Annotated in this window: 16 protein-coding genes; 11 read left to right on the forward strand and 5 right to left on the reverse strand. The window is 69.0% G+C overall.

Annotated elements, in window-relative coordinates; translation table 11 throughout:
• Positions 1-28: 28 nt before the first annotated feature.
• The 8 genes from K2W61_RS15780 to K2W61_RS15815 all read left to right on the forward strand — a co-directional run bounded on the left by K2W61_RS15780 (position 29) and on the right by K2W61_RS15815 (position 10,971).
• On the forward strand, positions 29-3,250 hold the full coding sequence (locus K2W61_RS15780) for an efflux RND transporter permease subunit (RefSeq protein ID WP_236756013.1): 3,222 nt from the start codon (positions 29-31) through the stop codon (positions 3,248-3,250).
• Positions 3,247-4,734: an efflux transporter outer membrane subunit gene (locus K2W61_RS15785; protein WP_175135548.1), complete on the forward strand. Its 1,488-nt coding sequence runs from the start codon at positions 3,247-3,249 to the stop codon at positions 4,732-4,734. The genes K2W61_RS15780 and K2W61_RS15785 overlap by 4 nt, the downstream gene beginning before the upstream one ends.
• Complete coding sequence (gene pdxJ / locus K2W61_RS15790; RefSeq protein WP_175135549.1) at positions 4,731-5,471, forward strand: pyridoxine 5'-phosphate synthase; 741 nt, start codon at positions 4,731-4,733, stop codon at positions 5,469-5,471. The genes K2W61_RS15785 and pdxJ overlap by 4 nt, the downstream gene beginning before the upstream one ends.
• Positions 5,472-5,506: 35 nt before the next feature.
• Positions 5,507-5,944 carry a holo-ACP synthase gene (gene acpS, locus K2W61_RS15795; RefSeq protein WP_236756015.1) on the forward strand — a complete coding sequence of 146 codons (438 nt, stop codon included), beginning with the start codon at positions 5,507-5,509 and terminating at the stop codon, positions 5,942-5,944.
• Between the two features lie 43 nt (positions 5,945-5,987).
• Positions 5,988-7,043: a beta-N-acetylhexosaminidase gene (gene nagZ / locus K2W61_RS15800; protein WP_236756017.1), complete on the forward strand. Its 1,056-nt coding sequence runs from the start codon at positions 5,988-5,990 to the stop codon at positions 7,041-7,043.
• Positions 7,006-8,835: an excinuclease ABC subunit UvrC gene (uvrC, locus tag K2W61_RS15805; protein ID WP_175135552.1), complete on the forward strand. Its 1,830-nt coding sequence runs from the start codon at positions 7,006-7,008 to the stop codon at positions 8,833-8,835. The genes nagZ and uvrC overlap by 38 nt, the downstream gene beginning before the upstream one ends.
• A 74-nt stretch (positions 8,836-8,909) precedes the next feature.
• Positions 8,910-9,482, forward strand: coding sequence for a CDP-diacylglycerol--glycerol-3-phosphate 3-phosphatidyltransferase (gene pgsA / locus K2W61_RS15810; RefSeq protein ID WP_175135553.1), 573 nt, complete (start codon positions 8,910-8,912; stop codon positions 9,480-9,482).
• Between the two features lie 202 nt (positions 9,483-9,684).
• Positions 9,685-10,971, forward strand: a complete 1,287-nt coding sequence (locus K2W61_RS15815; protein ID WP_175141964.1) for an MFS transporter — start codon at positions 9,685-9,687, stop codon at positions 10,969-10,971.
• Between the two features lie 115 nt (positions 10,972-11,086).
• Here the strand turns inward: K2W61_RS15815 and K2W61_RS15820 are convergent, their stop codons facing one another.
• Positions 11,087-12,163, reverse strand: a complete 1,077-nt coding sequence (locus tag K2W61_RS15820) for a tartrate dehydrogenase (protein WP_175135555.1) — start codon at positions 12,161-12,163, stop codon at positions 11,087-11,089.
• Between the two features lie 137 nt (positions 12,164-12,300).
• Here K2W61_RS15820 and K2W61_RS15825 point away from each other — a divergent pair, with 137 nt between their 5' ends.
• On the forward strand, positions 12,301-13,209 hold the full coding sequence (locus K2W61_RS15825) for a LysR substrate-binding domain-containing protein (protein WP_175135556.1): 909 nt from the start codon (positions 12,301-12,303) through the stop codon (positions 13,207-13,209).
• A 64-nt stretch (positions 13,210-13,273) separates the two neighbouring features.
• Here K2W61_RS15825 and queF read toward each other — a convergent pair whose 3' ends face one another.
• Positions 13,274-14,098 (reverse strand): NADPH-dependent 7-cyano-7-deazaguanine reductase QueF, encoded by an 825-nt coding sequence (gene queF / locus K2W61_RS15830; protein WP_175135557.1) that lies wholly within the window; start codon positions 14,096-14,098, stop codon positions 13,274-13,276.
• A 320-nt stretch (positions 14,099-14,418) separates the two neighbouring features.
• Between queF and aceA the strand changes: the two genes are divergently transcribed.
• Positions 14,419-15,738: an isocitrate lyase gene (aceA, locus tag K2W61_RS15835; protein WP_175135558.1), complete on the forward strand. Its 1,320-nt coding sequence runs from the start codon at positions 14,419-14,421 to the stop codon at positions 15,736-15,738.
• A 97-nt stretch (positions 15,739-15,835) separates the two neighbouring features.
• Here the strand turns inward: aceA and bioD are convergent, their stop codons facing one another.
• Genes bioD through bioF form a run of 3 tightly spaced genes read right to left on the reverse strand, consistent with a single transcriptional unit; the run spans position 15,836 to position 19,112 of the window.
• Entirely contained in the window at positions 15,836-17,263 is a 1,428-nt protein-coding gene (bioD, locus tag K2W61_RS15840; RefSeq protein ID WP_236756019.1) for a dethiobiotin synthase, read from the reverse strand.
• Entirely contained in the window at positions 17,260-17,928 is a 669-nt protein-coding gene (locus tag K2W61_RS15845; protein ID WP_236756021.1) for an alpha/beta fold hydrolase, read from the reverse strand. The genes bioD and K2W61_RS15845 overlap by 4 nt, the downstream gene beginning before the upstream one ends.
• A complete protein-coding gene (bioF, locus tag K2W61_RS15850; RefSeq protein ID WP_236756022.1) occupies positions 17,928-19,112 on the reverse strand; it encodes an 8-amino-7-oxononanoate synthase in 1,185 nt (394 codons plus the stop codon). The genes K2W61_RS15845 and bioF overlap by 1 nt, the downstream gene beginning before the upstream one ends.
• A gap of 113 nt (positions 19,113-19,225) precedes the next feature.
• Between bioF and K2W61_RS15855 the strand changes: the two genes are divergently transcribed.
• Entirely contained in the window at positions 19,226-20,494 is a 1,269-nt protein-coding gene (locus K2W61_RS15855; protein ID WP_236756023.1) for an adenosylmethionine--8-amino-7-oxononanoate transaminase, read from the forward strand.
• Positions 20,495-20,511 lie beyond the last annotated feature (17 nt).

Below are 20,511 nucleotides of genomic sequence, written 5' to 3' on the forward strand. Positions count from 1 at the left end.
GTGAGCATCGCTTTCAGAGTCAGCCCACATGCCGCAATTTTTTATTGATCGACCAATCTTCGCCTGGGTAGTCGCCCTGTTCATCCTGCTGGCGGGGATACTGGCCATCCCCAATATGCCGGTTTCGCAGTACCCCGACGTGGCGCCGCCGGCCATCACCATCACCGCGACCTATCCGGGCGCGTCGGCCAAGGAAGTGGCCGAATCGGTCACCAGCATCATCGAGGACAAGCTCAACGGCGCCAAGGGCCTGATCTACTACGAGTCGGTGAGCGATTCCTACGGCACCTCGACCATCACCGCCACCTTCGCGCCCGGGCGCGATCCGGACCTGGCGCAGGTGGACGTGCAGAACCGGGTATCCAACGTCATCGCCCAGTTGCCGTCCGCGGTGCAGCAGCAGGGCCTGAAGTACGAGCAGACCAGTACCGGTTTCCTGATGATCGTGACGCTGTCGTCGACCGACGGTTCGCTCGATCAGACGGCCCTGGCCGACTACATCACCCGCAACGTCCAGAATCCGGTGTCGCGGGTGTCGGGCGTGGGCCAGTTCCAGCTGTTCGCGGCGCCGCGCGCCATGCGCATCTGGGTCGACCCGGCCAAGCTGGTGGGCTTCAACCTGAGCATGGCCCAGGTCAACCAGGCCATCTCCTCGCAGAACGTGCTGGTGTCGGGCGGCAGCATCGGCGCGCCGCCCAACCCCGATTCGCAGCGCATCACCGCCACCGTGGTGGCCAATGGCCAGCTCAGCACCGTCGAAGGCTTCGGCAAGATCGTGCTGCGCGCCAACACTGACGGCTCCAAGGTGCTGCTGCGCGACGTCGCCCGCATCGAGGTCGGCGCCGACAACTACCAGTTCGGCGCCCGCCTGAACGGCAAGCCGACGGCCGCCTTCGCCATCGTGCTCTCGCCGGACGCCAACGCGCTGGCCACCGCCCAGGGCGTGCGCCAGCAGATGGATCAGTTGTCCAAGTACTTCCCCGGCAACATCACCTACGCCATTCCCTACGACACCGCGCCCTACGTCAAGGTCTCGATCGAGCAGGTGCTGCACACCCTGGCCGAGGCCATGGTGCTGGTGTTCCTGGTGATGTACCTGTTCCTGCAGAATGTGCGCTACACCCTGATTCCGGCGCTGGTGGTGCCGGTGGCCATGCTGGGCTCGTTCGCGGTCATGCTGGCGCTGGGATTCTCGATCAACGTGCTGACCATGTTCGCCATGGTGCTGGCCATCGGCATCCTGGTGGATGACGCCATCGTGGTGGTCGAGAACGTCGAGCGGATCATGGCGACCGAAGGCCTGCCGCCCAAGGAGGCCACCAAGAAAGCCATGCCGCAGATCAGCGGCGCCATCGTCGGCATCACGCTGGTGCTGGTGACGGTGTTCCTGCCGTTGGCCTTCATGAGCGGGTCGGTGGGGGTGATCTACCGCCAGTTTTCGGTGGCCATGGCCGTGTCGATCTTCTTCTCGGCGCTGCTGGCGCTGACCTTCACGCCGGCGCTGTGCGCGACCATTCTCAAGCCGGTGCCCAAGGGCCACCATGACGAGAAGAAGGGTTTCTTCGGCTGGTTCAACCGCAAGTTCGACGCCACCACGCACGGCTACCAGAACTGGGTGTCGCGCATCCTGCACAAGGGCGGCCGCATGATGCTGGCCTTCCTGGTGCTGGTGATCCTGCTGGGTTGGCTGTATCTGCGCCTGCCGTCGTCGTTCCTGCCCGAGGAAGACCAGGGTTACGTGATCAGCAACATCGAACTGCCCACCGGCGCCAGCGCCAACCGCACGGTGGAGGTGATCGAGGAAGTCGAGGACTACTTCCGCCAGATTCCCGCGGTCGAGAACATCATCACCGTGCAGGGTTTCAGCTTCAACGGTAACGGCCTGAACGCCGCCATCGCATTCACTACGCTCAAGGATTTCAAGGACCGCAAGGGCAAGGGCGATTCGGCCGGCGCCATTGCGTTCAATGCCTTCCAGAAGCAACTGATGGGCATCCACGACGCCATGGTGTTCACGTTGGTGCCGCCCGCGATCTCGTCGCTGGGCAACGCCACCGGTTTCGACCTGCGTTTGCAGGATCGCGGCGCGGCCGGCACCGACGCGCTGGCCGCGGCCACCGGGCAACTGATGGGCATGGCCATGAAGAGCCCGATGCTGTCGCAGGTGCGCCTGACCGGCCTGTCGGCCGGCACGCAGCTGACGCTGGACATCGACCGCGACAAGGCGGCCGCCCTGGGCGTCAACTTCGACGAGGCGGCCACGCTGATCTCCACTGCCGTCGGGTCTGCCTATCTGAGCAAGTTCCCCAACCTGGGCCGGATGCAGAACATCTGGGTGCAGGCGGATGCGCCGTACCGCATGCAGCTGTCCGACGTGCTCAAGCTCAACGCCCGCAACGCGCAGGGTGGCATGGTGCCGCTGTCGGCATTCGTGTCGGCCAAGTGGTCGCAGGGCCCGGTGCAGGTGGTGCGCTACAACAGCTACGAATCCATGCGCATCGGCGGCAGCGCCGCGGCCGGCTACACCACCGGCCAGGCCATGGCAGAGATGGAAAGGCTGGTGGGTCAGCTGCCGCAAGGCTTCGGCTACGAATGGACCGGGCTGTCCTACCAGGAACGCCAGGCCGGCAACCAGGCCCCGATCCTGATGGGCCTGTCGCTGCTGGTGGTGTTCCTGGTGCTGGCCGCGCTGTATGAAAGCTGGGCCATCCCGATCTCGGTGATGCTGGTGGTGCCCCTGGGCATGCTGGGCGCGGTGGCGCTGGTCAGCGCGCTGGGCATGTCCAACGACGTGTACTTCCAGGTGGGCATGGTGACGGTGATCGGGCTGGCGGCCAAAAACGCCATCCTGATCGTGGAGTTCGCCAAGGACCAGTACGCCCGCGGCATGGGCTTGTACGAGGCGGCGGTGGAAGCCGCGCGCCTGCGGTTCCGGCCGATCCTGATGACCTCGCTGGCCTTCATCCTGGGCGTGGTGCCGCTGGCCATGGCCACTGGCGCCGGCGCCGCCAGCCAGCGCGCGGTGGGCCTGGGCGTGCTGGGCGGCATGCTGGCCGCCACGCCGTTCGCGGTGATTTTCGTGCCGACCTTCTTTGTGGTGGTGCTGGGCCTGTTCAAGACCCGCCCGCGCCTGCTGGGCGCCGAGCTGCGTGCGTTCGAGGAAGAGCAGGCGGCCAAGAAGGCGGCCGCGGGGCAGACCCCGCCGGACGCTCCCGCACAACCCAACGGTGGCCAGGAGGGCAAGGAATGAGCGCCCTGATGTTCAAACAGACCGCCTTGTCCGCCTTCGTGGCGGTGGCGTTGGCCGGCTGCTCGCTGGCGCCCGACTACAAGCGTCCCGACGCGCCGGTCTCCGGCAACTGGCCGGACCAGCCCAAGGTGCAGTACGGCGCGTACGCCACGCCGACATCGCTGGGCACGCAGCCGGCCGCCGCGGTGGCGCCGCAGGCCGGCACGCCGGCGGCCAGCCTGGGCTGGCGCGATTTCTTCCGTGATCCGCGGCTGCAGCGCCTGATCGAACTGGCGCTGGTCAACAACCGCGACCTGCGCGTGGCGGTGCAGCGGGTCGAAGAGGCGCGCGCCCAGTACGGCGTGCAGCGCGGCGCGCAATGGCCCAGTATCGGCGCCGGCATCCAGGGCCAGCGCCAACGCCTGCCCGAGAATATGCGCCAGCCGGGGGCTGGCTCGATCAGCAGTTCGTACCAGGCCGGCATCGGCCTGACCACTTTCGAGATCGACCTGTTCGGCCGCCTGCGCAATCTGTCGGAAGCGGCGTACCAGCAGTACCTGTCGACCGAGCAGGCGCAAAAGAGCACCCAGATCACGCTGATCGGCGCGGTGGCGCAGTCGTACTTCAACTTGCGCGCGGCGCAAGTGCAGTTGGAACTGACCCAGCGCACGCTGGCCTCGCGCCAGGAGTCGTACAACCTGGTCAAGCGCCGCTTCGACGGCGGGGTCGCTTCCGAGTTGGACCTGAACCAGTCCAAGTCGCTGCTGGATACGGCCTCGGCCGACCTGGCGCAGCTGGCCCGGGCCCAGGCCCAGGCCGTCAATGCGCTGGTGCTGCTGCTGGGCGCGCCGTTGCCTGAGGACTTGCCCGCGCCCGCGCCGTTCGGCCGCGACCAGTTGCTGGCCAGCGTGCCGGCCGGGTTGCCGTCCGACCTGCTGGAGCGCCGCCCGGACATCCTGGCTGCCGAGAACAACCTGAAGTCGGCCAATGCCAATATCGGCGCGGCGCGCGCGGCGTTCTTCCCGACCATCTCGCTGACCGGCCTGTTCGGCGTGGCCAGCCCGTCGCTGGATACGCTGTTCAAGGGCGGGCAGGGCTATTGGAGCTTCTCGCCGTCGATCACCACGCCACTGTTCGCGGGCGGCAGCATCCGCGAAGGCCTGAACCTGGCCAAGGCGCGCGACAACATCGCGGTGGCGCAGTACGAGCAGACCATCCAGCAGGCGTTCCGCGAAGTCTCGGACGCGCTGGCCGGCGAGGCCACCTACGGCGCCCAGCTGGACGCCCAGCGGGCGCTGCAGGATTCGTCGGCGCGCACGCTGGAACTGTCGAATCTGCGCTATACCAATGGCATCGACAGCTATCTGCAGGTGCAGACCGCGCAAGTGGACTTTTTCAATGCCCAGCTGGCGCTGGTGCAAACCGGCCTGGCCGCGCTGATCAACCGTGTGGAACTCTACAAGGCGTTGGGCGGCGGCTGGGAAGAAACGACGAAAGTGCAATGATAGAACTTGGTGTAAACATCGATCATGTCGCGACCCTGCGGCAGCAGCGTCACACGACCTATCCCGACCCGGTGGCGGCGGCGCTGCGCGCCGAGGACGCGGGCGCCGACCTGATCACGCTGCATCTGCGTGAAGACCGCCGCCACATCCAGGACGCCGACGTTTACGCCATCCGGCCGTTGCTGCGCACCCGCATGAACCTGGAATGCGCGGTCACGCCCGAGATGCTGGAGATCGCCTGCGCGGTCAAGCCCAGCGACGTCTGTCTGGTGCCGGAAAAGCGTACCGAACTGACCACCGAGGGCGGGCTGGAAGTGGCGGGCGCATTGTCGGCGGTGACGGACGCGGTCGGCCTGTTGACGGAAACCGGCATCCGCGTGTCGCTGTTCATCGATCCCGATCCGGCGCAGATCGCGGCCGCCGCCCGCGCCGGCGCGCCGGTCATCGAGCTGCATACCGGCGCCTATGCCGACGCCGAGGGCGACGCCGCCGAGGCCGAACTCGCGCGCATCCGCGCGGCGGTGGCCGAAGGGCTGCGCCACGGCCTGCGCGTCAATGCCGGCCATGGCCTGCACTACGGCAACGTCAAGCCGGTGGCGGCGCTGGACGGCATTTCCGAACTCAACATCGGCCACGCCATCGTGGCGCAGGCGGTGTTCGACGGCTGGGAAAAAGCCGTGCGCGACATGAAGGCGCTGATGGTGCAGGCCCGCCTGGAAGCGCTGCGCGGCCGTTGAGCCCGGGCCCGATCCCTTTTCACGGCGCCGCAGCGATGTCCAAGCCCGAACCGCCTCTCGCCGTCCCCGCGCCGGCCGCCATCGGCGGCATCGGCATGGACCTGCTGCGCATCGACCGCATCGAGCGCGCCCTGGCGCGCCATGGCGATCGCTTTGCCGAGAAGATCCTGGGGCCCGAAGAACTGGCCAAGTTCCACGCCCGCCGCGCTCGCGATCCGGCGCGCGGCCTGCGCTTTCTGGCAACGCGCTTTGCCGCCAAAGAGGCTTTTTCCAAGGCCGTGGGGCTGGGCATGCGCATGCCCATGACCTGGCGCCGGGTGCAGACGCTGAACGCGCCGGGCGGCCGGCCGGTGCTGGTGATCGCGCCCGAACTGCTGCAATGGTATGTGCAGCGCTTCGGCGCCGCGCATGTTTCCATTACCGATGAATCCGACATGGCCGCCGCCTATGTGGTGGTCGAACGCAAGCCCTGAGCCCGCGGGCCGGCCTGCAAGACACAGACTGAAGGACACGCCGATGGCCAAGAAGAAATCCCGGGCGCTGCCGCCCGGTCCCGTGATGGTCGATGTGGCCGGCACCGTGATGACCAAGCAGGAAAAGAAGCGCCTGCGCCACCCGCTGGTGGGCGGCGTGATCCTGTTCGCGCGCAATTTCGAGAACCGCCGCCAACTGACCGAACTGACCCGCCAGATCCACAAGGCGCGCAAGGAGCGCCTGCTGATCCTGGTCGACCATGAGGGCGGCCGGGTGCAGCGCTTCCGCGAAGACGGCTTCACGCCGCTGCCGGCGATGCGCGACCTGGGCGCGCTGTGGGACCGCGATCCGCTGACCGCCATGCGCCTGGCAACCGAAGCCGGCTACGTGCTGGCCGCCGAGCTGCGCGCCTGCGGCGTGGACATGAGCTTCACGCCGGTGCTGGACCTGGACTACGGCGTCAGCAAGGTGATCGGCAACCGTGCCTTCCACCATGATCCGCGGGTGGTGACGATGCTGTCGCGCGCGCTGATCCAGGGCCTGGCGCTGGCGGGCATGTCGGCCTGCGGCAAGCATTTTCCGGGACATGGTTTCGTTGGCGCGGATTCGCACCACGAGATCCCGGTCGACCCGCGTCCGCTCGAACGCATCCTGAAAGACGACGCCGCGCCCTACGCCTGGCTGGGCGACGCCGTGCTGCCGTCGGTGATGCCGGCGCACGTCATCTATCCCAAGGTCGACAAGCACCCGGCCGGTTTCTCCAAGCGCTGGGTGCAGGATATCCTGCGCACCCGCCTGGGCTACGATGGCGTGGTGTTCTCGGATGACCTGACCATGGAAGGCGCCTCGGTTGCCGGCGACATCCTGGCGCGCGCGCAGGCCGCGCTGGGCGCCGGCTGCGACATGGTGCTGGTGTGCAACCGGCCCGACCTGGCCGACGAGCTGCTGGCGCGGCTCGAATTCGACCACGCGCCCGAGTCGGTGGCCCGCATCCGCCGCCTGATGCCGCGTTTCGATGCGCCCGACTGGGACGCCCTGCAGGCCGAAAGCCGTTACCAGAATGCCCGACGACTTCAATCTCAAATCGTTCCTGGCTGACCTGCCGCATCTGCCGGGTGTCTACCGGCACCTGGATGCGGCTGGCGAGGTCATGTATGTCGGCAAGGCGCGCGACCTGAAAAAGCGCGTCTCGTCGTATTTCCAGAAGAACCTGGCCAGCCCGCGCATCGCCCAGATGGTGGCGAAGGTGGCGCGGCTGGAGGTCACCGTCACGCGCTCCGAGGCCGAGGCGCTGATCCTGGAAAACAACCTCATCAAGAGCCTGAAGCCGCGCTACAACATTCTGTTTCGCGACGACAAGTCCTACCCCTATCTGCTGATCACCGGCCACGACTGGCCGCGTATCGCCTATTACCGCGGCGCCACCAACAAGCGCGGCCAGTACTTTGGCCCGTACCCGAATGCCTGGGCAGTGCGCGAGACCATCCAGATCCTGCAGAAGGTGTTCCGCCTGCGCACCTGCGAGGACACGGTGTTCGCCAACCGTTCCCGGCCCTGTCTGCTGCACCAGATCGGCCGCTGCTCGGCGCCCTGTGTCGGCGCCATCGCGGCGCCCGACTACGCGTCGGACGTGCAGCGCGCGGTGCGCTTTTTGAACGGCGAGGCCAAGGACGTGATGGGTGAGATCGAGGCCCGCATGCTGGCGGCCGCCGAGGCGCTGCGCTTCGAGGAAGCGGCCGCGCTGCGCGACCAGATGGGTTCGCTGGCGCGGGTGCTGCACCAGCAGACCATGGAAAACGTCAGCGGCGAGGACACCGACATCGTCGCCGTCGCCATCGCCGGCGGCAAGGTCTGCGTCAACCTGGCCATGGTGCGCGGCGGGCGCCATCTGGGCGACAAGCCGTTCTTTCCGACCCACGCCGAAGGCGAGGCCGCGCCGCAGGTGCTGGAAGCCTTCGTGGCCCAGCACTACACCGACAACGCGCTGCCGCCGGTGCTGGTCTGTTCGCACGCGCTGCCCGACGCCGGCCTCATCGACCTGCTGGTCGAGCAGGCCGGCGGCCGGCCGTCGCGCGTGCTGACGCGGCCGCAAGGGGCGCGCCGCGCCTGGCTGGAACAGGCGCAGAAGAATGCCGAGATGGCGCTGGCGCGCGCCCTGACCGAATCGGGCGCCCGCGCCGCGCGCACGCTGGCGCTGGCCGAGGCGCTGGACCTGGATACCGACGAGGCGGCGCTGGATGCGCTGCGCATCGAGTGCTTCGACATCAGCCATACCGCTGGCGAGGCCACCCAGGCGTCCTGCGTGGTGTTCGAGCACCACGACATGCAGCCGTCGCTGTACCGCCGTTACAACATCGCCGGCATCACCCCGGGCGACGACTACGCCGCCATGCGCCAGGTGCTGACGCGGCGCTTCGCCAAGGTGGCCGACGGCGAGGCCCAGATGCCCGGGCTGGTGCTGATCGACGGCGGCAAGGGCCAGGTCGAGGTGGCGCGCCAGGTATTTGCCGAGCTGGGGTTGGACATCCAGGCGCTGGTGGGCGTGGCCAAGGGCGAAGGGCGCAAGGTCGGCCTGGAAACCCTGGTGTTCGCCGACGGCCGCCCGCCGGTGGCGCTGGGCGGCGAGTCCGCCGCGCTGATGCTGATCGCCCAGGTGCGCGACGAGGCGCACCGCTTTGCCATCACCGGCATGCGCGCGCGCCGCGCCAAGACCCGCAACGTGTCGCGGCTGGAGGAGATCGAAGGGGTCGGGGCGCGGCGCCGGCAGCGCCTGCTGGCCCGTTTCGGCGGTTTTTCGGGCGTGGCGTCGGCCAGCATCGAGGACCTGGCGTCGGTGGACGGGATTTCCGAGGAACTGGCCGAACGGATCTATGAGGCGCTGCGCGGCTGAGACCGGCCACTTTCCGGCCCGTCGATGGCCGCGAGACAGCCAACGCCACCTGGCTGAGGTAGCATACGGACACTATGCCAATTAACGTACCCATCATCCTGACGTGGCTGCGTATCGCCATGATCCCGCTGGTAGTCGGGCTGTTCTACCTGCCCGAGAGCTGGATGTCCGTGCCGGTGCGCGACACATTCGCCGCCTGGGCGTTCATCATCGCCGCGCTCACCGACTGGTTCGACGGCTGGCTGGCGCGCCGCTGGAACCAGACGTCGGCGTTCGGGGCGTTCCTGGATCCGGTGGCCGACAAGCTGATGGTCTGCGCCGCGCTGATCGTGCTGCTGGACCTGAGCCGCGTCGATGCCTTCATCTCGCTGATCATCATTGGCCGCGAGATCACCATTTCCGCGCTGCGCGAATGGATGGCCAAGATTGGCGCCAGCGCCAGCGTGGCGGTGCACCGGCTGGGCAAGTTCAAGACCGCCGCGCAGATGGTGGCGATTCCCTGCCTGCTGTACAACCAGCCGATCTACGGCGTGTCCAGCAAGCTGCTGGGCGACATCCTGATCATCGTTGCCGCGGTGCTCACGGTCTGGTCGATGCTGTATTACCTGCAGCGTGCCTGGCCCGCCATCCGCGAGAAGGCCCAGTAAGCATCCACGGCGGCCCGGCTCGCGTGCAGGGCCGCCGTGACAGAGCAAGAGCGATGCCGGCCGGTGGGTCATCCCGCCGCCGGCACGGCCCCGCGCCGCATTCGCCACAGAGACAACGCCGGCCCGGCCGGACGTTGCCGGAGACAACCCGCGCGCCATCCATGGGACGGCCGCTTTTCGCCGCTGCCCGCGGCTTTGTGCCATGACTACCGCTGCATCCTCCCCGGCCTCGGACGCCGCCGTCCGCCGGCGCGACTGGCAGATCATCCTGCTGATTGGCGTGGCCCACGCCTCGTCGCACTTCTTCCAGTTGGTGTTGCCCTCCCTGTATGTCTCGCTCGGCAACGAATTCGGGCTGGATTTCGCCCGGCTCGGGCTGCTGGTGTCGACCTTTTACGTGGTCTCGGGCATCGGCCAGGCCTCGTCCGGCTTCGTGGTTGATCGCATCGGCGCGCGGCCGGTGCTGTGGTTCGGCCTGGCGTGTTTCGTGCTGTCGGGCGTGCTGATCGGCTCGGCCAGCGGTTACCCCATGCTGATGGCGGCGGCCGTGGTCGGCGGCATCGGCAATTCGGTGTTCCACCCGGCCGACTATTCCATCATCAACCACCGCATCACCGCGCCGCGCCTGGGCCATGCCTTTTCGGCGCACGGCCTGACCGGTAACCTGGGCTGGGCCCTGACGCCGGTATTCATGACCTCGATCACGCTGCTGGCCAACTGGCGCGTGGCGGCCTACAGCGCCGCCGCGCTGGTGGCCTGCGTGCTGCTGCTGACCGTGCTGGGCCGCCACCTGCTGGGCGGGGCGGAGCCGGTCCAGGCCGGTGACGCCAGGGCCGGCGCGCGCCTGGCGCCCAAGCCGCAGGAAGGCGTGCTGACGACGCTCGCGACGCTGCTGTCGCGGCCGGCGCTGTGGGGCGCCTTCCTGTTCTTCGCCTGCACCTCGATTGCGCTGTCGTCGGTGCAGAACTACACCATCCCGTTGCTGGGCCAGCTGTACGACCTGTCCAAGGTGGCGGCCAGCTCGGCGCTGTCCGGTTACATGGTGGCATCGGCCGTGGGCATGGCGGCCGGCGGCTTCCTGGTGTCGGCCAACCCGCGCACCGAGCGCACGGTGATGGTGGCGCTGATCCTGGCCGGCCTGACGCTGGTGGTGCTGGCGCTGGGCCTGGTGCCGGCGCTGTTCGCCGCGCCGGTGGTGGCGCTGGCCGGCTTTTGCTCGGGCGTGGCCGCGCCGTCGCGCGACATGCTGATCCGGCGCGTGACGCCCAAGGGTTCGACCGGCTCGGTCTATGGCCTGGTGTACTCGGGCATGGACGTGGGCTCGGCGCTGGGGCCGCTGGCCTTCGGCCTGCTGCTGGATGCCGGCATGCGCCAGGGGCCGTGGATCGGCGCGGGCGTGGCGTTCGCCGCCGCCGCGCTGTTGGCGCAGTGGATCGCGGTGCAGGCGCGGCGGGGGGATCCCGCCGCCGCGGTGCCGGCGCGTTCCTGACGCGTCCGCCGCGCGCCATCGCCGCAAGCTGAATGCCGCCCTCGGGCGGCGTTCTGCTTTGAGGACGGCGGATTCGCCGCCTTCCCGGCGAGGAGGGCGCTCGTCGCGCCCGGGATCAGCCGTGCGCTTCGATGTGCGCGGCGATGGCGCGGCCGATGTCCTCGGTGCGGGCCTGGCCGCCCAGGTCCGGCGTGCGCGGACCCTCCTTCAGGCAGTGTTCGATGGCCGCGAGGATAGCGTCATGCGCGTCCTGGCTGCCCAGGAATTGCAGCAGCAGCGCGCCCGACCAGATCATGGCGATGGGGTTGGCGATGCCCTGGCCGTAGATGTCGGGCGCCGAGCCGTGCACCGGCTCGAACAGCGAGGGGAAGGCGCGTTCCGGATTCAGGTTGGCCGAAGGGGCGATGCCGATGGTGCCGGTGCAGGCCGGGCCCAGGTCTGACAGGATGTCGCCGAACAGGTTGGAGGCCACCACCACGTCGAAGCGCTGCGGCTGCAGCACGAAGCGCGCCGCCAGGATGTCGATGTGCTGCTTGTCGGTCTTGACGTCCGGATACTGCTGGCCGACGGCGTCGGCGCGCTCGTCCCACCAGGGCATGCTGATGGCGATGCCATTGCTCTTGGTGGCCACGGTGAGCTGCTTGCGCTGGCGGCGGTTGGCCAGCTCGAAGGCGTAGCGCATCACCCGGTCGGTGCCGTGGCGGGTGAAGACCGATTCCTGGATCACGATTTCGCGGTCGGTGCCGCTGAACAGGCGCCCGCCCAGGTTGGTGTACTCGCCCTCGGTGTTTTCGCGCACGATGAAGAAATCGATGTCGCCGGGACGCTGGCCGGCCAGCGGGCAGGGCACGCCGTCGAACAGGCGCACCGGGCGCAGGTTGATGTATTGATCGAACTCGCGGCGGAACTTCAGCAGCGAGCCCCACAGCGAGACGTGGTCCGGCACCGTGGCGGGCCAGCCGACCGCGCCGAAGTAGATGGCGTCGTAGCCTTGCAGCTGTTCCTTCCAGTCCGGCGGCATCATCTCGCCGTGCTGCGCGTAGTACTCGCAGTTGGCCCAGGGGAAGGTGTCGATCTGCAGCGTCAGGCCGAAGCGGCGGGCGGCGGCTTCGACGGCGCGCAGGCCTTCGGGCAGGACTTCATTGCCGATGCCGTCGCCGGCGATGGCTGCGATTTTGTGAACGTGGGACATGGAGAGGCCTGGAAAGGGAAGGGAAAAAGGCGTCCCGCGCCGCGCCAGGGGGCACGTTGCGGGGAATGGCAGCCATGGTAGGCGTGCCTACAGTCCATCTACAATGGCCCATCGCGTGAAATGAATATGCACGAATCATGAATAATGACCTGCTGCCCGCCGACCTGCGCGTGTTCAACGCGGTGGTGCGCGCCTCCAGCTTTTCCCGTGCCGCCGAAGACCTGGGCATGTCGGCCGCCTACGTCACCAAGCGCATCCGGCTGCTGGAAGCCAGCCTGGGCACGCCGCTGTTCCACCGCACCACGCGGCGCGTGGTCGTGAGCGAGGCGGGCGAGCGCGTCTACCACTGGGCCCAGCGCATCCTCGACGACGTCGAGCACCTGGTCGAGGAGGTCGGCGTCACGCGCCGCGAGCCGCGCGGTTTGCTGCGGATATGCAGCAGCTTCGGTTTCGGGCGGCGGGTAGTGGCGCCGGCGCTGTCGACGTTCGTATCGCGCCATCCGGCGGTGCAGGTGCGCTTCGAGGTGTTCGATCGCCTGGTCGACGTGGCGGCCGAGGGCTACGACCTGGACGTGCGCGTGGGCGACGACATCGCGCCGCACGTGATCGCGCGCAAGTTGGCCGCCAACCACCGGCTGCTGTGCGCCGCGCCGTCGTACCTGGCCGAGCGCGGCGTGCCGCGCAAGCTGGACGATCTGGCGGCGCACGATTGTCTGGTGATCAAGGAACGCGACCACCCCTTCGGTGTCTGGCGCATGCGGCGCGGCGAGCGCGAGCACACCGTCAAGGTGCGCGGCCCGCTGTCGGCCAACAATGGCGAGATGGTGGTGCAGTGGGCGGTGGACGGGCGCGGCATCATCCTGCGTTCGGCCTGGGACGTGGGCCCGTTGATCGCCGCCGGCAAGCTGGTGCCGGTGCTGCCGCAATACCGCCAGGAGGCCAACATCTGGGCGGTCTATCCCGCGCGCCTGAATGCCTCGGCCAAGGTGCGGGTGTGCGTCGATTTCCTGGAGGCGCACTTGCGGCGGCAAAGCACGGCGCATTGACGCATCGCACGCCGCCCGCTCGGGTCGCGGCTGGCGCCCTCCGCCCGGAGGCGCGGGCCGGCCGTTACTGGCGCACGGTGCGCACGTCGGCCGGCGGCGCCGTCTCGACGTTGCTGCGCCACGGGTTGATGTCCAGCCCGCCGCGCCGGGTGTAGCGGGCGTAGACCGTCAATTGTTCGGGCGCGCAGGCCTGCATGATGTCGGTGAAGATGCGCTCGACGCAATGCTCGTGGAATTCGGCGTGCTGGCGGAACGAGATCACGTAGCGCAGCAGCGATTCGCGGTCTATCGGCCTGCCCCGGTAGCGGATCTGCACGCTGGCCCAGTCGGGCTGGCCGGTCACCGGGCAGTTGGACTTGAGCAGGCGCGAGCACAGGGTTTCCTCGACCACGTCGCCGGCGCGCGTGCGCAGCAGCTCGGGCGCCGGCTCGTAGGTGTCGATCTCGATGTCGAGCTTATCTATATAGATACCGTCCAGTTCGCCCATCCGCAGCTCGCCGAAGCGCTGCGGCAGGATGAAGTCCAGCCCCACGGGGGCGCCGGCGGCCGCGCTCAGGTCGCGTTCCAGGCGGCCGCGCAGGGCGGCGGAGTTGACCAGCCGGGTCTGGTTGAACGAGTTCAGGTACAGCTTGAACGACTTGGACTCGATGATGTTGGGACTGTCGGCCGGCACCGAGAACGTCGCCATCGCCACCCGCGGCTTGCCCTTGGCGTCGAGCCAGGACAGTTCGTAGGCGTTCCACAGGTCGACCCCGGTGAACGGCAACGGGCCGCTCGCCAGGTTGAGCGCCTCGCGGTTGTGGGCGCGGGCGATGGGGAACAGCAGCGAAGGGTCGTATTGCGAGACGTAGGTCACGCTCTGGCCCAGCGGGCCGTGAGACAGCGTCATGGAGGGGCGTCGGAAAACGTGGAGATGACCGCATTGTAGGCGCTCCCGAACCCGTCATTTTTCGCATCATGAAACGCCGCTCCCGGCATGTGAAAGTTCGTGCTGCGCAGCAGCGCGATGCCATTTCACAGACGACAATTGCGTTTCGCAATACGGAATGATCAGCGTAAGTTATTGAATTAAATCAATAATATTTTTCCTCTTATATAAGAGGCGCGACCACATTGCTCCGCAGCACAGGCATAGACTTTCTCCAACGATTCACGCAATGCACACGAAGTTCTTTTTGCCTTTTCAGCCATAGACCAAGGAGCATGACCATGAGCAACCGCGAAACCGAAATCCGCAATCTGCAGAAAGACTGGGCCGAGAACAGCCGCTGGCAGGGCATCAAGCGCGACTTCAGCGCCGAGGATGTCATCCGCCTGCGCGGCTCCATCGCCGTCGAGCACACCCTGGCCCGTCGTGGTGCGACCCGCCTGTGGGAGCAACTGCATAGCGAGCCTTTCGTGAATTCGCTCGGCGCCCTGACCGGCAACCAGGCCATGCAGCAGGTCAAGGCTGGCCTCAAGGCCATCTACCTGTCGGGCTGGCAAGTGGCCGGCGACGCCAACCTGGCCGGCGAGATGTACCCCGACCAGTCGCTGTACCCGGCCAACTCGGTGCCGCAGGTCGTGCGCCGCATCAACAATTCGCTGACCCGCTGCGACCAGATCCAGTGGATGGAAGGCAAGAACCCCGGCGACGAGGGCTACATCGACTTCTTCGCGCCCATCGTGGCCGACGCCGAAGCCGGTTTCGGCGGCGTGCTGAACGCCTTCGAACTGATGAAGGCCATGATCGAGGCCGGCGCCGCCGGCGTGCACTTCGAGGACCAGTTGGCGTCCGTGAAGAAGTGCGGCCACATGGGCGGCAAGGTGCTGGTGCCGACCCGCGAAGCCGTGGCCAAGCTGGTCTCGGCGCGCCTGGCGGCCGACGTGATGGGCACGCCCACCGTGCTGCTGGCCCGCACCGACGCCGACGCCGCCGACCTGGTGACCAGCGACGTCGACGAAAACGACCGCCCGTTCATCACCGGCGAGCGCACCGTGGAAGGCTTCTTCCGCACCCGCGCCGGTATCGACCAGGCGATCTCGCGCGGCCTGGCCTACGCGCCGTACGCCGACCTGATCTGGTGCGAAACGTCCACGCCCAACCTGGAATACGCCCGCAAGTTCGCCGACGCGATCCATCGCCAGTTCCCGGGCAAGCTGCTGGCGTACAACTGCTCGCCGTCGTTCAACTGGAAGAAGAATCTGGACGACGCCACCATCGCCAAGTTCCAGCGTGAGCTGGGCGCCATGGGCTACAAGTTCCAGTTCATCACGCTGGCCGGCTTCCACGCGCTGAACTACGGCATGTTCGAGTTGGCCCACGGCTACGCCCGCCGCCAGATGAGTGCCTTCGTCGAGCTGCAGCAGAAGGAGTTCGCCGCCGCCGAGCTGGGCTTCACCGCCGTCAAGCACCAGCGCGAAGTGGGCACTGGCTATTTCGACGCCGTCACGCAGACCATCGAGGGCGGCCAGTCCTCGACCACCGCGCTGACCGGCTCGACCGAGGAAGCGCAGTTCGAACACGGCAAGGAGCAGAAGGCCGCCTGAGCCGGACGGGATTGATTTTGCAGTTGTAGTGCTGTTGTAGGGTGGATTCAGGGTGCCTTCGGGCACCCTCTTTTTTTGGCGCCAGCGGTTGGCGCCGTCAGCCCGCGGCGCGCATCGCCGCCAGGCATTCATCCAGCGGCGGCAGGTTGCGCGCCAGCGCCTCGACGGCGGCCGCGTCCACCCGTTCGAGCGGCGGGATCTCGGCCAGCACCCGCACGTTGCCGAAACGCTCGATGGCCTCGCGATTGCCAGCCGACAGCGTGCCGCTCATGATCACGCCCAGCACCGGGATGGCGCGGCGGCGCAGCGCTTCCAGGCTGAGCAGGGTGTGGTTGATGGTGCCCAGGCCGCTGCGCGCGGCCAGCACCACCGGCAGGCCCAGGCGCGCGATCAGGTCGATCATCATGTGGCTGTCGTCGATCGGCACATACAGGCCGCCAGCGCCTTCGACGATCAGCGGCGCGGCCGTGGCGGGCGGCACGATAGCGGTGGCGTCGATTTCCGCATCTTCCAGCGGCGCGGCGGCCCAGGGCGACAGCGGCGCCTGCAGTACGTAGGCCGGCAGGTGCAGGCGCTCGGGCGGCAGTTGCGCCAGGCGGGCGACGGTGTCGGTGTCGCCCGGTTCCTCGGCCACGCCGGTCTGCACCGGTTTCCAGTAGTCGGCGTTCCAGGCGCGCGCCAGGATGGCCGAGACCAGGGTCTTGCCGATGCCGGTGTCGGTGCCGGTGACGAATACGCCTTGGGCGGGGGAGTCTGTCATGTTTTTCCACATTCCATAGGCCAGGTGGTAGGTCACCGTGGCGCCTTGTTGGTCGAACTGCGCCAGTACCCGCCGCAGCGCGGCCGGGCCCAGCGGCGCCGTGCCGGGCGCCGGCGCGGTGGCGCCGATGCCCTTGAGCGCCTTGAGAAAATGCAGGCCGTCAGGATGGTTTTGTATCAGCCGTTCGCTGAGCACGCCACCGGCCAGATCGGCCATGGCCGGACGGATGGCGCCGGGTGGCGGATACGCCGGCGTGGCCGCGGCCAGGCCGATGGCGCGATGGGCGGCGCGCCATTCGGCGAAGGTGCCGTCGGCCAGCGTGGCCACGGCCAGGTGGCCGCCCGGCGCCAATAGCCTGGCCAGGCGCCCCAGACCGGCATTCAGGTCGCCGAACCATTGCACCGCCAGGCTGGAACAGATCAGGTCGTAGCCGCCGGGCAGGCCGTCGGGACGTTCGCCGTCCAGCAACTGGTAGCGGGCGGTGCCGGGCAGCGCCGGCCCCTGCCGCGCCCGCGCCAGCATGGCCGGGGAAATGTCGGTGACGGTCCAGTCCGCCGGGCCCAGCCGGGCGGCCAGGGCCTGCGTCAACAGGCCGGTGCCGCAGCCGATCTCCAGGATGCGCGGGCGCGGCGGCAGCGGCAGCCGGCCGATCGCGTCGGCCAGCCGCTGGGCGGTGATGCGTTGGGCGGGGGCGTGGTCGTCGTAGCGGGCGGCGGCGGCGCCGAAGCGCGCCCCGACCCGGGCGTTGCGCGGATCGGCGCTCATGCGGCAGGCGCCACGCGGGTCAGGAAGGCGCGGATGCGCTGCGCGCACCAGTCGCTGTCGGTCAGCGGCAGCAGGTGGCCGCCGTCCTCGCGCCAATGGATTTCGGCCGTGGCGCCGAAGCCCGCGGTCGTCATCGGCGCGGGCGCGATCGGATCGGCCGCGCCCGCCAATGCCAGCAGCGGCATCGGCAGCGTCGCCAGGGCCGGGCGCCGGTCGGCGTCGCGCAGGGTCCGCAGGTCGCGCGCCAGCGGTTCGACCCGGGGCGCGCCGAAGGCGGTGGTATCGCCACAGCGCTGGCGGAAATCGCGCAGCACCGCTTCGGGCTGGGTCGCCAGCCGGTTCAGCATGCGGTCCAGCATGCGCGCCGGCACGCCTTGCGGGAAATCGCCGGCCGCGCCGAAGCGGGCGAAGCCGTTGATCGCCACCAGGCCCAGGCAGCCGGGCGGCGCATCGCCAAGCAGCTGCAGCGCGCCGAACGAGTGGCCGATGGCCAGCACCGGGCCCGCCAGCGCGGGGGCGTGGGCCGGGCCGAAATAGCCGGCATCGGCCACGGCCTGGGGCCAGTCGGCCAGCGCGGCGGCCAGCGGCGCCCAGAACGCGGCATCGAAGGCCCAGCCGTGCACGAACAGCAGGGTGGGGCGGATGGGGCAATCCAAGGCAGGCATCAGGCGAGCGTGGCCGTCAGGCCGTCTATCAGTTGGTCGATGTCGGCGTCGCGATGCGCCGCGCTCAGGGCGATGCGCAGGCGGCTGGTGCCAGCCGGCACGGTGGGCGGGCGGATCGCCACGGCCAGCAGGCCGCGCTGTTCCAGCGTTGCCGCCAGCGCCAGGGCGCGGGCCGCGTCGCCGACGATGGCGGGCACGATCTGGGTGGAAGAGCCGCCGGTGTCCACGCCCAGGCTGCGCAGCGCGCCGCGCAGGCGCTGCCCCGAGGCCGCCAGCCGGGCGCGTTCGGCGTCCAGCGTCGGCACCAGGTCGAGCGCGGCGTCCATGGCGCCCAGCACCGCCGGTGGCAGGGCGGTGGTGTAGATGAAGCCGGAACAGGCGTTGACCAGGTAGTCGCAAAGCGCGCGCGAGCCGGCCACGTAGGCGCCGAAGCCGCCCAGCGCCTTGCTGAAGGTCCCCATGGCCAGGTCGATGCCGCCCGGCGCCAGCCCGGCCAGCCCCATGCCGCCCGGCCCCAGCACGCCGGTGGCGTGGGCCTCGTCCAGGTAGACGAAGGCCTGGTAGCGCTCTGCCAGCGCGGCCAGCCGCGCCACGTCGGTGCGGTCGCCGTCCATGCTGAAGACGCTTTCGGTGATGATGAAGCGCACGGCGGGCGCGGCCGCCGGCCCGGCGCGAGCCGCCAGCAGGCTTTCGAGGTGGTCCAGGTCGTTGTGGCGAAAGCGGATCTGCCGCGCGCCGGCCGCCTGGCAACCGTGGTGCAGGCTGGCGTGATTGAGCTTGTCGGCGTAGACCTGCACTTCGCCCTGGCTGGCGGCCGCGCGCAGCAGGGCCGGCAGCACGGCGGCGTTGGCCTGCCAGCCGGAGGCCAGCAGCAGCGCGGCCTCGGTACCTTTCAGGCGCGCCAGCTTGGCTTCGACCTGTTCGTGCAGGTCGAGATTGCCGCACACCAGCCGCGAGGCCTGCGCGCCGCTGCCGTGGCGCGCGGTCCATTCGCGCGAACGCTCGATCAGCAGCGGGTGCTTGGACAGGCCCAGATAATCGTTGCTGGAGAAGTTCAGGGCCGGCGCGCCATCGAGCGCGATGCGGCCGGCGGGCGCGGCGGCGGCGCTGCGCAGGCGGCGGCGGACGCGGCGCGATTCGGCCTCGGCCAGGGCGGAAGAGAAGAGGGGATCCAGCTTGGACATGACGATTTCCTGCGGCGGACGGCGGCGGGGCGCCGCGCCCGCGGGTCGCGGCCGTTAACAGCGCCGTCAGGCCCGCGGCCGTAGAATGCGGGCCATTGTAGTGGAGGTGAAACATGCAGACTCCTGACTGGATGGCCCGGGGCCAGCGGCACATCTGGCAGCCTTACGCCCAGATGAAGACGGCCACGCCGCCGCTGCCGGTGGTGCGCAGCCATGGCAGCCGCCTGGAACTGGCCGACGGCCGCCAATTGATCGACGGCGTGGCGTCCTGGTGGACCGCCTGCCACGGTTACAACCACCCGCACATCGCCCAGGCGCTGCGGGCGCAGTTGGAGGCCATGCCGCACGTGATGTTCGGCGGCCTGACGCACGAGCCCGCCCTGACCCTGGCGCGGCGCCTGGCGGACCTGCTGGGGCCGGGGCTGGACCGGGTGTTCTACACGGATTCCGGCTCGGTGGCGGTGGAGGTCGCCATGAAGATGGCGGTGCAGTTCTGGCTCAACCAGGGCGAGCGCGGCCGCAGCCGCTTCGTCGCGTTCCGCGGCGGCTATCACGGCGACACCTTCGGCACCATGGCCGTATGCGATCCGGACGAGGGCATGCACAGCCTGTTTCGCGGCATGCTGGCCGAGCATGACATTGTCGACCTGCCGCGCGACGAAGACGCCATGGCCCGGCTCGACGCCTTCCTGGAAAGCCGCGGGCCGCAACTGGCCGGTATCCTGGTCGAGCCGCTGGTGCAGGGCGCCGGCGGCATGCTGCTGCACGACGCCCAGGTGTTGCGGCGGCTGCGCCAACTGGCAGACCGCCACGGCCTGTTGCTGATCTTCGACGAGATCTTCACCGGCTTCGGCCGCACCGGCACGATGTTCGCGTTCGAGCAGGCCGGCGTGCGGCCCGACATCATCACCTTGTCCAAGGCCCTGACCGGCGGCACCCTGCCGCTGGCCGCCACCGTGGCCAGCAACCGGGTATTCGACGCCTTCTGGTCGGACGAGCCGGCGCACGCGCTGATGCACGGCCCCACGTTCATGGGCAATGCCATGGCCTGCGCCGCCGCGAATGCCTCGCTCGATCTGTTCGAGGCCGAGCCGCGCCTGGCCCAGGCGCAGGCCTTGTCGGGCGCGCTGGCGGCAGGGCTGGCGCCTTGCCGCCAACTGCCCTGGGTGCGCGATGTGCGGGTGCTGGGCGCCATCGGCGTGGTCGAACTGGACGGCGTCCGCGACCGCGAGGCGCTGAAGCGGCGCCTGGTCGAGGCCGGCGTCTGGGTGCGGCCGTTCGGCAATGTGGTGTATTTCACGCCGGCGCTGACCATCGCGCCGGACGAGCTCGATACCCTGATGGGCGCGGTGGTGGCCGTGCTGCGCGCGCAGCGGCCCTGAGCGCCGCCGCGCCCGGG

Source organism: Achromobacter pulmonis, assembly GCF_021733725.1.
GTDB lineage: Bacteria > Pseudomonadota > Gammaproteobacteria > Burkholderiales > Burkholderiaceae_B > Achromobacter > Achromobacter pulmonis.

Excerpts from the sequence above, each read along its gene's own strand:
- K2W61_RS15780 (WP_236756013.1), top strand. The coding sequence starts at position 29 with ATGCCGCAATTTTTTATTGATCGACCAATCTTCGCCTGGGTAGTCGCC.
- K2W61_RS15785 (WP_175135548.1), top strand. The coding sequence starts at position 3,247 with ATGAGCGCCCTGATGTTCAAACAGACCGCCTTGTCCGCCTTCGTGGCG.
- pdxJ (WP_175135549.1), top strand. The coding sequence starts at position 4,731 with ATGATAGAACTTGGTGTAAACATCGATCATGTCGCGACCCTGCGGCAG.
- acpS (WP_236756015.1), top strand. The coding sequence starts at position 5,507 with ATGTCCAAGCCCGAACCGCCTCTCGCCGTCCCCGCGCCGGCCGCCATC.
- nagZ (WP_236756017.1), top strand. The coding sequence starts at position 5,988 with ATGGCCAAGAAGAAATCCCGGGCGCTGCCGCCCGGTCCCGTGATGGTC.
- uvrC (WP_175135552.1), top strand. The coding sequence starts at position 7,006 with ATGCCCGACGACTTCAATCTCAAATCGTTCCTGGCTGACCTGCCGCAT.
- pgsA (WP_175135553.1), top strand. The coding sequence starts at position 8,910 with ATGCCAATTAACGTACCCATCATCCTGACGTGGCTGCGTATCGCCATG.
- K2W61_RS15815 (WP_175141964.1), top strand. The coding sequence starts at position 9,685 with ATGACTACCGCTGCATCCTCCCCGGCCTCGGACGCCGCCGTCCGCCGG.
- K2W61_RS15820 (WP_175135555.1), bottom strand. The coding sequence starts at position 12,163 with ATGTCCCACGTTCACAAAATCGCAGCCATCGCCGGCGACGGCATCGGC.
- K2W61_RS15825 (WP_175135556.1), top strand. The coding sequence starts at position 12,301 with ATGAATAATGACCTGCTGCCCGCCGACCTGCGCGTGTTCAACGCGGTG.
- queF (WP_175135557.1), bottom strand. The coding sequence starts at position 14,098 with ATGACGCTGTCTCACGGCCCGCTGGGCCAGAGCGTGACCTACGTCTCG.
- aceA (WP_175135558.1), top strand. The coding sequence starts at position 14,419 with ATGAGCAACCGCGAAACCGAAATCCGCAATCTGCAGAAAGACTGGGCC.
- bioD (WP_236756019.1), bottom strand. The coding sequence starts at position 17,263 with ATGAGCGCCGATCCGCGCAACGCCCGGGTCGGGGCGCGCTTCGGCGCC.
- K2W61_RS15845 (WP_236756021.1), bottom strand. The coding sequence starts at position 17,928 with ATGCCTGCCTTGGATTGCCCCATCCGCCCCACCCTGCTGTTCGTGCAC.
- bioF (WP_236756022.1), bottom strand. The coding sequence starts at position 19,112 with ATGTCCAAGCTGGATCCCCTCTTCTCTTCCGCCCTGGCCGAGGCCGAA.
- K2W61_RS15855 (WP_236756023.1), top strand. The coding sequence starts at position 19,226 with ATGCAGACTCCTGACTGGATGGCCCGGGGCCAGCGGCACATCTGGCAG.